Below are 14,552 nucleotides of genomic sequence, written 5' to 3'. Positions count from 1 at the left end.
CAAGCCATAGGCGAACTGCCAGAAAGCGGGTACACTAAACGCTCTTCATAAATAGTTTGGTGTACCGGCGAACCGGTAGCGATAAGTGCGAGAAGCATGCGATTAAAGTCTATAAAATTGGCGGGATTTAAGTCTTTTGTGGATCCCACCACCGTGCAGTTCCCACATAATATGAGTGCGGTCGTTGGCCCCAATGGGTGCGGTAAGTCCAACATCATCGACGCTGTGCGCTGGGTCATGGGGGAGAGTTCCGCCAAAAACCTGCGCGGCGAGTCAATGACCGACGTCATTTTTAACGGCTCTGGCGGGCGACAGCCTGTCGGCCAAGCGTCTATTGAATTGGTGTTTGACAATCAGGACGGCACGGTCGGCGGCGAGTACGCCCGTTTTTCTGAAATAGCCATCAAACGCTTGGTCACTCGAGCGGGTCAATCGGACTATTTTTTGAATGGCGCGAGATGTCGGCGCCGCGATATCACCGACATTTTCTTGGGTACCGGGCTCGGCCCGAGAAGTTACGCCATTATCGAACAGGGTATGATTTCTCGTTTGATTGAATCGAAGCCCGAAGAACTGCGGGTCTTTATTGAAGAAGCCGCGGGGATATCGAAGTACAAGGAGCGGCGCCGTGAGACAGAGAGTCGAATGCGGCGCACGATGGAAAATCTTGAGCGTTTGCAGGATATCCGCGACGAGCTGGGGCGACAGATCTATCACTTAGAACGCCAGGCTCAGGCCGCCGAGAAGTACCGCGAATTTAAGCAACAAGAACGCGAGACCAAGGCCTTACTCGCCGGAATGCAGTGGCGGGATTTGTCACAGCAAGTTGAGACGTTGGCCTTCTCTATTAATGATATCGAGGTCCAACGCGAAGGAATAATCGCAGAATACAGAGCTCTAGAGGCCGATCTGGAAGAGAAACGCGTTGCTCAAACTGAGGCAGCTGAGCATTGTAACCGCGTGCAAGCGGACTATTACGCAATTGGTGCAGAGGTGACGCGTTTCGAACAAGCGATCAACTTTCAAAACCAGCGCCATAGCCAACTACTCCAGCGCTTGGCGCAAACTGATGCATCGATGGCGCTCGCTAACGAATCTTTACAGAGCGATTTAGAGTCGCTTACCGAGGCAAAAGAAACACTTGAGACGGTTTCGCCCAATCGCGTCGAGGCGGAGGCTCGCGTAGAGCAGTCCGCCGAAGAACTTGCGATGGCTGAGGAAGCCATGCAACTTTGGCAACAATCATGGGATGGTTTTAACCAATCGGCGTCTTCAGCTCGACAGCAAAGTGAGGTTCAGCAATCTCGCATCAAACATTTAGAACAGGTCCTTTCGAGATTGGCTCGGCGCTCTGAGGCCCTGAAAGAGGAGCTCGCAGCGCTTGCGCCAAGCTCAGACTTGGGCGATCAGCAGGCCATGCAGGCCCAGTTGGAGGCTTTGCGCGAGCGCCAAGCAGGACTTGAGGGCGCGCGTCAAAAGGCGCTACAGAAGCGCGATGACGCGCGAGCTGAAGTTGGGGCTCTGAGGCAAAGGCTCAGTGAAATGCAGACGCTCGCGCGTGAAAAGCGGGGACGAGCTTCATCCTTAAACGCGCTGCAGGAAGCCGCCCAAAATCAGTCGCAAGTACAAATCGATGAATGGGTTGCCACTCTGCAGAATATTGAACTGCGCCCGCTCGTTGAAGAGCTGTCTGTGGAACAGCAATGGCAGGTTGCAGTAGAGCGTGTCTTGGCGGAAGACATCCACGGTTTTGTGACAGATTCAGCCTCTTTAACCCCCGAGCAGATGCAAAGCTTCCCGGCGGCTAAGTTTTATCTCCAAGGGCGTAATGAGTGTCATAAGCCTGCTGGCAGTTTGGCGGAACACGTGAACACATCTTGGGTGCCCAGTGTGTTAACGAAAGTACGCGTCGCGCAAACGTTGGACGAAGCTTTGAATCTGCGGTCTAGCCTTAAGCCTGGGGAGTCGGTTATCACGCCCGAGGGTGTTTGGATGGGGCTGGATTGGGTGCGCCTGTCTCAATCGATACGTGGTGAAGACAGCGTGCTGTTCCGGCAGCAGGAGATAGACCTATTAGAATCGGAAATTGCGGAAATCGATGAATCGGTTGCCGCTGCCGCAAACGCACTGAACGAGTTGGAAGGCAATGTTCAGGCGCAGGATCGGTTAGCGGAAGAGGCTCGGGTATCCATTCAAGCGTTAAGCGCCGATGAGAGTCGTATCAATGCGCAAATATCGGCGAATACAGCAAAATTTGCGAAAGAACACGAGCGCAAAGAACAGATTTTAGCGGAGCTTGAGGACGTCAAGGCCGAGTACGAACAAGAGCAAGAGAGTATCGCTCAGGCTCGTCGCGAATTGACCGAGGCGATCGAGACGATGGAGGCCGACGCTATACAGCGAGAGGCCTTAATTTCGGATCGAGACAGTATACGCGTGCGGCTCGATGAATTGCGTCAGTCAGCTCGAGAACAGCGCGACACCCTGTACAGTGTGACTCTGCAAGAACAGCAATTGCTCGCGCAAGTAAGTTCGACTGAACAAGCCATAGAGCGATTGCGCCAACAGACGCAAGAATTGGCCGAGCAGCGCGAGCAACTTAAGGAAGAGCTTGCCGCCAACGACGACAGTGCCATTCAAACCTTACAGGCACAGTTGGATGAGCAGCTCGAATTGCGTTTGCAAACGGAAGAAAAGCTCAGTCAAGCCCGAGATGCTCTAGGCGCGTTAGAGCAGGCCATGCGAGCGGCTGAGCAGACGCGCTTAAGTATTGAGCGTCGCCGCGATGAATGTTCGACCAAGCTTGAACGTGAACGACTGCAGCGGCAAACGTTAACGGTGCAGCAGCAGGCGCTCGTCGACAGATTAAAAGAGGACGAGTGGACGGTTGATGCGGCGCTTGAACTCATTCGTGATGAGCATACGATTGGGCAGGTGCAGCTATTGCTGGAGGAATTAGGTCGCAAGATTGGGCGTTTAGGTGCCATTAACCTCGCGGCCATCGATGAGTTTGCCTCTCAATCAGAGCGCAAGACCTATCTCGATGCGCAGCATGAAGATTTGACCTCTGCACTGGAAACGCTTGAATCCGCGATTCGCAAAATCGATAAGGAAACGAGGAGTCGCTTCCGCGATACATTCGAAGAGGTGAATGCTGGCTTGCAAGCTTTGTTCCCGAGAGTTTTTGGCGGGGGCTCTGCGCATTTAGAAATGACTGGGGAGGACTTGCTCGACACAGGCATTGCGATTATTGCGAGGCCTCCCGGCAAGAAAAATAGTACGATTCATCTATTATCGGGTGGTGAGAAAGCGTTGACTGCGATCGCTTTAGTGTTCTCGATCTTTCAGCTCAACCCCGCGCCTTTCTGTATGTTGGATGAGGTCGACGCGCCACTGGATGACGCCAACGTTGGACGATATGCGCGTATGGTAAAAGAGATGTCCGAGAAGGTGCAGTTCATTTACATTACTCACAACAAGATTTCGATGGAAGTCGCCGATCAACTTCTCGGTGTAACCATGCACGAGCCCGGCGTATCGCGCTTGGTGTCCGTAGACGTTGAAGAAGCAGCAGAGCTTGCAGCCAACTAGCGAAGTAAGGGAGATCAGAGGCCTATGGGCTTGGAATTAGGCATGAGAGAGTGGATGTTGCTTGCGGGTATCGCTCTGGTCGTGGTGATTTTATTGGATGCGATACGCCGAGCGCTCAAACAGCGGGCTGAAAATGAGCGTTTGATGCGGGCAAAAAAAACCGATCGCCAAGAGCCTCATGCTGACTTCGACTGGTTGAAAGAATTGCCCAACGGCGGTGCGCGGGTCGTCTATCGTGCGGACGACACAGACGACAGCACGACGCAAGGGAAAGCGTTAGACAGCGATGAGCTTGTCCCAGACGCAGCGCATAATGAGCTGGCTGAAGCGAAAGAAGATCCGAGTCAAACGGTTGAGCACCGAGAGTCCCTCAGTGCCGCTGTTGAAGACCGTTCGGAACGAGCATTGGATCCGGTTACGGACGCCGCCGCCGAGAGTAGCTCAACAGCAAGTGAAGCGACCATCGCAGCAACACGCACAACTTCAACCTCTGCTGGGCAGACCGTAGACTGGCTAGAAACCCTGGACACGGAGGAGGAGCCTGCAGAAGAGGCACCAACTCTGATTGAGGATACACCGCCAGAGCATGTGCTGCTGATCCACCTCAAGGCGGATGAGCAGAAGCCCTATCAGGGCGACACCTTACTGCAGCTACTATTAGCCTGTGATTTGCGTTTCGGTGATTTGGGTTTTTTTCATCGACACGAACAGAGTGGCGGGCGCGGTCCGATTCAATTCAGTGTAGCGAATCTTTTGAAACCGGGTGTATTTGATATCGATTCAATGAGCACCCTTCAAACGGCGGGGGTCGTATTTTTCATGCGAGTCCCGGGCCCCAAAGATTTACTGACGTCCTATGAAGCGATGCTGGAAACTGCTCGCGCGGTGGTACAGCATTTAGGCGGCACTCTACTCGATCATTCCCACAGCGTTTTAACCAAGCAGGCGATCGAGCACGATAAGACGCTGTTGCGCGAGTATGCCAGAAAACAGCTGCTACAAAAGCGGTCGTAAGTCTTATGCCTGCAGATCCAGCTAAGCGTATTGCTGAACTTATTGCGCTAATCGAGCGTTACAGTCAAGAGTATTACGAGCACGACGCACCCAGTATTTCTGACGCTGAGTACGATCAGCTGTTCCGAGAATTGCAAACATTAGAAGTTCAAAACCCTCAGTACGCACGAAGAGATTCACCGACACAACGGGTTGGCGGGAAACCGGTAGAAGGCTTTGCGCCAGTGATGCACGTCATACCAATGCTGTCGTTAGACAACGCGTTTTCCAATGACGAATTGCTCGATTTCGATCGCAGAGCGCGCGAACGACTCGGGTTGCTTGAGACGGCGACTATCGACTATGTCTGTGAGCCTAAACTCGATGGTATTGCAGTTGCTATCCGTTACGAACGAGGGATGCTCGTTCAGGCAGCGACCCGAGGTGATGGTCAAACCGGTGAGGATATCACTCACAATGTTAAGACCGTTAAAAATATACCCCTACAGTTGCATGGCGCTGAATCCATTGACGCCCTCGAAGTGCGAGGCGAAATTTTTATGCCAAAGCGGGGCTTCACGCGTCTCAATCAACGCGCCGAAGCTCAGGGCGAAAAAACGTTTGCTAATCCGCGCAACGCGGCTGCTGGTAGTTTGCGCCAGCTAGATCCCGCGATCACAGCCAAAAGACCGCTCGCGTTTTACTGTTATGGTGTGGGTGTGACCCAAGGTGTGGACATTCCCGATAGCCAGTATGGGTTGTTACGGTGGTACGAGTCGCTCGGGCTACCTGTTAATGATGAAGTGCAAGCCGTCTCGGGTATTCAGGCCTGTATTGATTATTACGAGCAACTGTCTCGGCGTCGGAGCGGCTTGGATTACGACATCGATGGTATTGTATACAAAGTGAATTCATTGGCCGAGCAGGCCGATTTGGGCTTTGTGTCGCGGGCACCCCGTTGGGCAATCGCCAGGAAGTTTCCCGCTGAAGAGGCTTTAACGCATTTGCTGGATGTTGAATTTCAGGTGGGTCGAACGGGTGCGATTACACCTGTGGCAAGACTCGAGCCGGTATCGGTGGGCGGCGTCGTCGTCAGTAACGCAACTCTGCATAATGCGGACGAAATCGATCGTCTGCAGGTGAAGATTGGTGACTTAGTGGTCGTTCGACGCGCTGGCGATGTTATCCCTCAGGTGGCGAGGGCGCTACCAGAAGAGCGGCGAGGCGAGCTGAGGAAAATTGTTTTTCCCTCGCACTGTCCCGTGTGCGGATCCGCAATCGTGCGCGAAGAGGGTGAAGCGGTACAACGCTGCAGTGGGGCGCTGACGTGCTCTGCACAGCGTAAGGGCGCGATCATTCATTTTGTGTCGCGCAAAGCGATGGATATTGAGGGCTTTGGTGAAAAATTAGTGGAGCAGCTGGTGGATATAGAGCGGTTGAAGGACCCCAGCGATATCTATGGCCTAACTTTCAATGAGCTTGCCGCGTTGCCAAGAATGGGCGCTAAGTCGGCTCAAAATCTCATTGATGCGATAGACCGATCCAAGCGGACGACGTTTGCCCGTTTTCTGTATGCTTTGGGTATCCGTGAAGTAGGCGTAACAACGGCCGAGCGCCTGGCAGACTATTTTGGCGATATTGAGTCGCTAATCGCGGCGTCTGTTGACGATTTGCTGGCTGTACCGGATGTTGGCCCAATCGTTGCAAATCACATTCGATCATTCCTAAACTCATCGACTCACTTAGAGGTTATTAGCACGCTAGTGCAAGCGGGGCTTTCATGGCCTGAGGTAGCGCCGATTGATGTCGACAATGCACCGCTTGTTGGACAGACTTGGGTGGTAACAGGCAAACTCGAGACGTTTTCTCGAGAAGAGGCGACCGAGTTGTTGAAATCTTTGGGTGCAAGTGTGGCAGGGAGTGTGTCTAACAAGACCACAGTGTTGCTTGCAGGACCTGGGGCAGGGAGTAAGCTCGCAAAAGCGCAAGCTTTGGGTGTGGAGGTAATAAACGAAGATGAATTTCTCGCGCGTAAGTCGGCTTGGATTTAGCTTAGTACTCATCGTCATCGCGGGGTGTACGACCGCACCTCCGAGCGATTTGGACAATATTTGCGCTATTTTTGACGAAAAAAAAGGCTGGTACAAAAGCGCAAAAAAATCAGCAAAACGTTGGGATGCTGATATTCCCACCATGATGGCGATTGTGCACCAAGAGTCAAAGTTTGAGGCAAAAGCAAAGCCTCCCCGCAAAAAAATTCTTGGTTTTATTCCCGGTTTTCGGCCGTCAAACGCCTACGGTTATTCTCAGGCACTGACGGGTACTTGGGAGCGATATAAACGTGATGCGGGTGCCTACGGCGCCGACCGCGACGAGTTTGATGACGCCATTGATTTTATCGGATGGTACAACAAGCTCTCGTATAAAGAGAACGGCGTTTCAGCAACCGATGCAAGAGCACTGTATCTTAATTACCATGAGGGGCAGGGTGGCTACGCAAGAGGAACGTATAAATCTAAAGCGTGGCTAGTCGGTGTAGCCAATAAAGTTCACGCTCGCGCTGGGCGGTACAGGACGCAACTGCAGGGGTGCAAGAGTCGTCTCGATGCTGCGAATAAAGGCTGGTTCGACTGGTTTTAACGTAACAGTCATTTTTATTTCACTTTGTCACAGAATTGTCATGCCTTGCACGCGATAATGTTGCAATATTACAGTATCCGCGCAAGGAGTTATTGCCGTGAAGAATTGTTCAGTATTGGTTGTAGAAGACGAGGTCGCTATCCGGGATATGTTGCGTATGGCCCTGGAAATCGCCGATTTGCGCTGCATCGAAGCCGATAACATCATGGACGCACACGCAATTATCATTGACCGTCGCCCAGACATTGTCCTACTGGATTGGATGCTACCCGGTGGCAGCGGTATTGAACTACTTCGACGACTCAAACGCGATAAGCTCACTGAAGAAATTCCAGTGATCATGCTGACGGCAAAGACCTCGGAGGACAATGTTATTCAGGGTTTGGACGTCGGCGCGGATGACTACATCACCAAGCCTTTTGCCCCACGTGAGCTGATTGCCAGAATCCGAGCGTTGCTACGTCGCAGTGGCGCCATGCCTTCGTCCGAGAGGATTGAGGCGGGCGAGTTAGTCTTAGACATGAGTAGCCACCGGGTGTTCCTCGCGGGTGAACCGCTCGCGATGGGACCGACTGAATTTAAACTATTGTCTTTTTTTATGTCGCATCCAGAACGCGCCTATACACGCAGTCAGCTACTCGATCAGGTATGGGGCGGTAATGTCTATGTCGAGGAACGTACGGTGGATGTCCACATTCGTCGCTTACGTAAAGCGTTGCAGAACGACATGGGTGATTGCAGCCACTTTATTCAGACCGTACGCGGTACGGGTTATCGCTTTTCTCCGCCTGGAATTTAGACTTTATGCGTGCAGTAGGGCGGTGGTACAAAGAGCTTCAAACCCTTGTTCTGCTGCTACTGATCGCCGCTGCGATTGGTTGGGTGATTGGCGCGACGGCCGAAGCGTTAACGGTCGTTTTGCTGTTTTTTGTGTTCGGTTACTTATGGCAGCTTCGCAGGGTATTGCAGTGGATCGATCACCCCGAATCAGAGCCTCCCGAGGGCTCGGGTATCTGGGGAATGATGCTGGACCAGATGTATGCAATACAACGCCACAACCGAGACGCGCGATCACGCCTTCAGCACACGGTTGATTACCTTCGTGATTCTTTTCGCTCTCTGCGCGATGGTGCGCTACTCATCGACCAGAAAGGTTTGATCGAGTGGAGCAATAGCTCTGCGGAGTACCTATTGGGTTTACGCTATCCGCAAGATAAAGGTCAAAACTTGTTAAGCTTAGTGCGTTATCCTGAGTTTTCCAGTTACATGATCGTGGGCGACTATACTGAACCTCTGACGTTCAGCACCAACGATTTTCCTGCGCGACATCTGCAAGTGGAAGTCAGCTCCTTTGGCATCGGGGATCGCCTCATACTGGTACGGGACGTTACACAGCTGGTGCAGATAGAACAGACGCGTCAGGACTTTGTCGGCAATGTATCACACGAGCTTCGAACGCCACTTACGGTGATATCGGGTTATTTGGATACCCTGTTATCGCAATCGGAAATGCTGCCGGCTGCGTTGATAAAACCCCTTGAACAGATGGCTCAGCAGTCACAGCGCATGGAAAATCTAGTGCGGGATTTGTTGTGGCTGTCAAAGATTGAGGCGACGGCAACAAAAAAACGAGTGCGCGAGCAGGTGAACGTAGTCGCCCTATGCGGCGAAGTAGTGGAAGATTTGAGGGGAGGGTATCCATCTCGAACCATCGAGTATAAGTGCGCCGTTCGAAATGCGAAAATTGAGGGAGACTACCGGGAGTTGTTTAGTGCGCTCAGTAATTTGGTAGTGAATGCGCTCAAGTATTCGCCAGAGGGAAAGCCGGTATCCTTAACCTTACGTGAAACAGAGGACGCACTGTGCATTGAGGTCTGCGATCAAGGTTTGGGGATTGCGGAAGAACATATTCCGCGCCTCACCGAGCGTTTCTATCGTGTCGATGAATCGCGCTCCTTTGCTGGAGGTGGCACGGGCCTGGGCCTTGCGATCGTTAAGCATGTCGCAGCCAGCCACGAGGCGCAACTGAAAATCGAGTCGGAACTCGGTGCGGGCAGTTGTTTTAGCTTGAGCTTCCATAGAATGAATCGCGACGTCTGATTTTATGACACGTGCTATGTTCGCTTATCGTAATATTTTCGCTAGCAAGTTCATTGCGCTACTGATCTTTGCGTTGAGCGTCGAGGTTGCTCATGCGGCTACTCCAGTGGTCAAACTTTCAAGTGTAGGCTCTGATACCATGGGTGGTGTTATGACTCGCCTGGCGAGGGTGTTTAACCAGAAGTACCCCGATGTTGTGATGCAGGTGCAGGCTAATGGTTCAAGTACGGCGCCACCCGCGTTGCAAGAAGGCACTGCGAGTCTCGGACCCATGAGTCGGCGTATGTCACCTGCGGAAAAGCTGAGGTTTCGGCAAGAATACGGGTACGATGTCACCGAGGTTGTGATTGGCGTCGACGCTGTGGCGGTCTTCGTCCACTGGCAGAACCCACTGGTGCAACTCAGTCTTAAGCAAGTCGACGCAATTTTCTCAGCGACCCGTCGGTGTGGCGCCGACCAGCCGATCAACGATTGGTGGGAGCTCAATGCGGAGTCATTCGATAAGCAAAAAATCACGACCTTTGGACGCAATTCCGCTTCGGGGACTTACAGCTATTTCCGACAAGTCGCGCTGTGTGGTGGCGATTTCGACACGAGCGTTGGTGAGCAGCCAGGATCAAGTTCAGTGGTTCAATCCGTCGGCAGCTCAATTGGTGGTATAGGATATAGTGGCGTTGGGTATCAATCACCCTTGGTTAAAATCCTTGCAATCAGCAAAGATGAGAATTCGAGAGCCTATATGCCAGAGCCGGAGGCTACTTCGCAGGGCGATTACCCCTTGGCCAGACCTCTCTATTTATACGTGAATCAGGCTGCAGCATTGCCCTTGAGAGGCGCTGAGCGAGATTTTGTTGACCTGGTACTGTCAAATCAAGGACAGGAGGTTATCAAACGCTCGGGGTTTATTCCGCTCCCCGAGGACGTGCGTGCGAAGATTCGAGTAGAGTTGGGCTTATGAAATCTCGCTATACAGACGCTAGATCTGCGCTGGCTCCCTCTCGTCGATGGGCCGATCGTGTCGTTACGGTGGCGGTGACCACTGGAGCAACCTTAGTGTTGCTGGCAATCGCGTCTATTTTCCTATTTTTGATTTGGGCGTCTTGGCCGCTATTTTGGGCCGATACTCGCTCAGAGATAAACACGTATAACCTTGATACGCACAGCCCTGTTGTTGTTGCGCTCAGCGAGACCGAGTATCTGGTCCAAGACACTGCGTCCGGCGACTTCAAGGTTTTCGCGCTCGGCAACCCCGGCGAGCAGAAGTATCAAGACACGCTTAGCAATGTCGTCAGGCTTGCCGTCGACGAGCAAAGCGCTTCTGTGCTTGTGACGGTAACGACTGATGGAGTGCTCAGGCTTTACAGTGACTACGATTGGTTTGTAGGTGATTCTTCAGCGCAAGAAGTTCAGCAACCCATGGTCTCCCGACAACTGGCAGAGTTGCCAGAGGCTCTACAAGTCCAAGCCCAGAACAATGATGCGTTCAATATTTTGCTGTACTACGAGGATCGAGTTGAGTGGCTCGTCGCCCGATCTGAACGTGGCCCGGTATCACAGTCGACCCAGGTCAGCCTGCAGCAACAATTAAGTCTCGACGCAGGTCATGAGCCTTCCAGAGTTCATTTTATTGGCCAGGGTGAAATGCTGTTATCGGTCGCGAAAGACGGGCGGTATTGGATTTATCAGAGCGACTCAGGCGTGAGTGCGGGACGATTTTCGGACGTGACTGAGCTCTCGTTTGTTAGGGTGCTTCGCTCATCCTATGGAATTGCGCTAATCGACAGCAACACATTAGTCCATATCTACGGACTCTCTTTTGATGACCAAGGCCCTGTGCTGAGCCTCTTAGATCAATATCCGCTGACAGATGCTGAACTAACTGAGGCGTTCGCGCCACCTTTTGGCGGATTAATGGTCGCAAGCAGTAGCGGAAACCTTGAGTGGCTTGATACGGACTTTCAGAGCCAGCAATATCTCTCGCTACCGCAACCACCGCTGTCACAAGAGGTTCAACCTGCTTGGTATATGACCCCTGACGGCGTCATAGTCCGCGCAACGGGCGACGAATTCATGAGTTTGAAGGTCGACACGCGCGAGCGGAGCCTACGCATTTTAAGTCTATTTGAACGTCGGATGTACGAGGGTTATGAAGGTCCCCAATACATTTGGCAGAGCATGCCTTTGACGCCTACTGCGGAATCGAAGTTTTCCATCACACCTCTCATACTCGGTACTGTAAAAGCCGCATTTTACAGCCTCTTGTTTGCAGCACCTCTGGCGATAGCGGCGGCCATTTTTACGTCCTATTTTTTGACAGCCGATCTGCGTGCTCGTATCAAACCGTTGGTCGAGCTATTAGCGGCGATTCCAACCGTGATACTGGGTCTGGTTGCAGGGCTTTGGCTTGCGCCTTGGCTGGAACAACATTTAGGCTTGATAGTTTCTTTTGTGATGGCCGTTCCATTCTGCTTGTATCTAGCCTCAATCATCTGGAGATTGCTGCCAGGCAACCGGACCGAGGCACGTTTGTCGAGTTTTGAATTACTGTTCAGTGCGGCTGCTATTGCCTTTGCGCTCCTAATTGCCAGTGCTCTTTCGGAACTTGCAGCGAGCGGCACGTCGCATACGTTGGTATCGTATTTAGCCCACGAGTGGGACATTGAATACGAACAACGTAACGCCATTGTCGTCGGCTTAGTCATGGGGTTTGCCGTCATTCCGACGATCTACTCCATAGCAGAAGACGCCTTGGCGGCGGTGCCACCCCACTTACGTGAGGGCGCCCTCGCGATGGGTGCTAGTGAGTGGCAGGCGGCAAAATCCGTTGTATTACCAACAGCGGCGCCCGGTATCCTGTCAGCAGTGATGATGGGTTTCGCTAGGGCCGTCGGTGAAACGATGATTGTACTGATGGCGACGGGAAACACCGCCACCATGGATCCCAGTCTCTTCACGGGCTTGCGGACTTTGTCGGCCACCTTAGCCCTTGAAATGCCCGAGGTTGTGCCCGACTCAGTACATTTTCACGTGCTTATGTTTGTCGCCTTGTTGCTGTTCCTGTTCACCTTCGTGCTGAATTCTGTTGCCGAGTGGGTTCGAACCAGGCTGCGCGAGCGAGTTGCGCAATTATGACAAGTCCACTTGCCAAGCAGAGGTCTCGATGGCGTTTTGATGATGCCGTGATGTTTTTCTGCGCGGGAGCCTTGGTACTGGCACTGTCGGGTTTGGGCGTTATGCTCTCTTTGCTATTGCAGCAAGCCAAGCCCCAATGGTGGCCGATGCCCATCTATGAATGGACCCATGCGGCGACCAACACGGCTGTGCTGGGGCTCCCAATTTACCGCGACGACTCCGCGCTACTTGTCGATCAAGGCGCGCTCGAGCCGGCAGAGACCCGGCTGATACGGTTAGAGCGACAGGGCCGAGATGTCATCAGAAGTAAGCCCGAATCAGCAATCCTAGTGCAACACAAGATAGAAGGCAGGATTCTGGGACATTATAAGTCACTCGATGTTGATACGCTGGAACTTGCGACTCGCCATGGCGAATCCTATCGTTATGCTTTGAGTGATGTGGACTACTGGTACTTGCCTAACCAGCTCTCTAGTTTTGAGCAATGGTCCATCGCTTCGAAAAATGTACTCCGGTTCCTGACACAAGGACTTGAGCCGAACTCAGAGGCAGGCGGCGTTTATCCCGCTGTTGTCGGCACGGTGGTTATGGTATTTCTGATGACGGTGTTTGTCATGCCTTTGGGGGTCTTGGCTGCGGTGTATTTACATGAATACGCGGGTGACGGGTATTTAACCCGATTGATTCGCACAGGGGTTCACAACTTGGCGGCAATCCCCAGTGTCATCTACGGCGTGTTCGGGCTGGGTTTGTTCGTTTACGGGGTAGGCGGCGAGTTAGATCGTCTCTTTTTTAACGACTCTCTGCCGGCGCCAACCTTTGGGGAGCCCGGACTGCTGTGGGCCTCACTGACCTTAGCTCTACTGACTTTGCCCGTCGTGATTGTCGCGACCGAGGAGGGGATGTCGCGCATTCCGAGGTCGATCGTGGAAGCGAGCTATGCTTTGGGTGCCACACGTGCAGAAACCCTGATTAGATTGGTGCTGCCGCTGACCGCACCAGCAATGATGACGGGCTTAATTCTCGCTATTGCCCGAGCCGCGGGCGAGGTCGCGCCATTGATGCTGGTCGGTGTTGTCGAGTACGCGCCCACGCTGCCGCTCAAGTCCGAGTTTCCATTCTTGGCTTTGGATCAAAAATTCATGCATTTGGGGCACCAGATATACGATCTAGGGTTCCAAAGTCTTGATAGTAGCTTGGTGCAGGCGAGAGTCTATGCGACGGCTGTTGTGTTATTCGCGATAGTGGTTGCACTCAATGCGCTAGCGGTTGCTTTGAGAAATCGATTAAACCGTCGTTATCAGAATTTACTGCGTTAATGTAAGGAATGTCATGAGTCAACCGATCATCGAGATCAAAGATTTAGCGCTAAGTTACGGACCGGGGAGAGCCGTTCTGAATAATGTGCAGCTCTCTCTGGAACGAAACGCAGTGACGGCCATTATTGGGGCGTCTGGTAGTGGCAAATCCAGCTTACTACGCTGTCTAAATCGTTTGGTTGAATTGACCCCTAAAGTGCGAATTACGGGGGATATTTTGTTTGAGGGTGAGTCGATTTTTGGGGCTCGGATAGATCCCACCGTCCTGCGTCAGCGCATCGGCATGGTGTTTCAAAAGCCGAATCCTTTCCCGATGTCGATTTTCGAAAACGTGGCCTATGGCCTGCGCTTGTTGGGTGAGAAATCGCCGCGCGTTCTGCAAGAGAAAGTCGAGCAAGCGCTGATTGCCGCGGCCCTGTGGGATGAAGTGCGGGATAGGTTGGACGTTCAGGCAGCGGTGCTGTCGGGCGGACAACAGCAACGTTTGGTGATAGCTCGCGCTATCGCCGTTGAGCCAGAAGTACTATTGCTTGACGAGCCTGCTTCGTCACTCGATCCAATTTCAACGCTGCGTATCGAAGAGTTGATTTACCGTCTGAAGCAAAATTTCACTATTGTCGTTGTGACCCACAACATGCAGCAGGCGGCCAGAGTGTCGGACTGGGCTGCATTCATGCACGACGGCACAATTGTCGAGTACGACAATACCACGACATTATTTACGAACCCCCGAGAGGTTCGTACAGAAGACTATATCACCGGCCGATTCGGTTAATT

The 14,552-nt window shown here is 52.6% G+C and carries 10 protein-coding genes; all 10 read left to right on the top strand.

The genetic code is table 11. The features are described 5' to 3' along the window. Window positions 1-96: 96 nt before the first annotated feature. Window positions 97-3,591: a chromosome segregation protein SMC gene (gene smc / locus EYZ66_RS07400; protein WP_160195635.1), complete on the top strand. Its 3,495-nt coding sequence runs from the start codon at window positions 97-99 to the stop codon at window positions 3,589-3,591. A 24-nt stretch (window positions 3,592-3,615) separates the two neighbouring features. Beyond that, window positions 3,616-4,605, top strand: coding sequence for a cell division protein ZipA (zipA, locus tag EYZ66_RS07395; RefSeq protein WP_009576855.1), 990 nt, complete (start codon window positions 3,616-3,618; stop codon window positions 4,603-4,605). A gap of 5 nt (window positions 4,606-4,610) precedes the next feature. Then, the gene (gene ligA / locus EYZ66_RS07390; protein WP_009576853.1) at window positions 4,611-6,635 is read left to right on the top strand and encodes an NAD-dependent DNA ligase LigA; all 2,025 of its coding nucleotides are present in this window, start codon (window positions 4,611-4,613) and stop codon (window positions 6,633-6,635) included. Then, window positions 6,601-7,224: a transglycosylase SLT domain-containing protein gene (locus EYZ66_RS07385; protein ID WP_009576851.1), complete on the top strand. Its 624-nt coding sequence runs from the start codon at window positions 6,601-6,603 to the stop codon at window positions 7,222-7,224. Before ligA ends, EYZ66_RS07385 begins: the two co-directional genes overlap by 35 nt. Before the next feature lie 97 nt (window positions 7,225-7,321). Then, on the top strand, window positions 7,322-8,023 hold the full coding sequence (gene phoB / locus EYZ66_RS07380; RefSeq protein WP_009576850.1) for a phosphate regulon transcriptional regulator PhoB: 702 nt from the start codon (window positions 7,322-7,324) through the stop codon (window positions 8,021-8,023). Window positions 8,024-8,028: 5 nt separating this feature from the next. Further along, window positions 8,029-9,324, top strand: a complete 1,296-nt coding sequence (gene phoR / locus EYZ66_RS07375) for a phosphate regulon sensor histidine kinase PhoR (RefSeq protein ID WP_009576848.1) — start codon at window positions 8,029-8,031, stop codon at window positions 9,322-9,324. Between the two features lie 16 nt (window positions 9,325-9,340). Then, on the top strand, window positions 9,341-10,282 hold the full coding sequence (locus EYZ66_RS07370; protein ID WP_009576846.1) for a PstS family phosphate ABC transporter substrate-binding protein: 942 nt from the start codon (window positions 9,341-9,343) through the stop codon (window positions 10,280-10,282). After that, a complete protein-coding gene (locus tag EYZ66_RS07365; RefSeq protein ID WP_009576844.1) occupies window positions 10,279-12,456 on the top strand; it encodes an ABC transporter permease subunit in 2,178 nt (725 codons plus the stop codon). The genes EYZ66_RS07370 and EYZ66_RS07365 overlap by 4 nt, the downstream gene beginning before the upstream one ends. After that, window positions 12,453-13,775 (top strand): phosphate ABC transporter permease PstA, encoded by a 1,323-nt coding sequence (pstA, locus tag EYZ66_RS07360; protein WP_009576842.1) that lies wholly within the window; start codon window positions 12,453-12,455, stop codon window positions 13,773-13,775. Before EYZ66_RS07365 ends, pstA begins: the two co-directional genes overlap by 4 nt. Before the next feature lie 13 nt (window positions 13,776-13,788). After that, window positions 13,789-14,550 (top strand): phosphate ABC transporter ATP-binding protein PstB, encoded by a 762-nt coding sequence (pstB, locus tag EYZ66_RS07355; protein WP_009576841.1) that lies wholly within the window; start codon window positions 13,789-13,791, stop codon window positions 14,548-14,550. Window positions 14,551-14,552: the final 2 nt, after the last annotated feature.

Origin of the sequence: Aequoribacter fuscus (assembly GCF_009910365.1) — a bacterium.
GTDB lineage: Bacteria > Pseudomonadota > Gammaproteobacteria > Pseudomonadales > Halieaceae > Aequoribacter > Aequoribacter fuscus.
The sequence above is the reverse complement of the archived record's forward strand: the minus strand, read 5'-3'. Positions and strand labels throughout refer to the sequence as shown.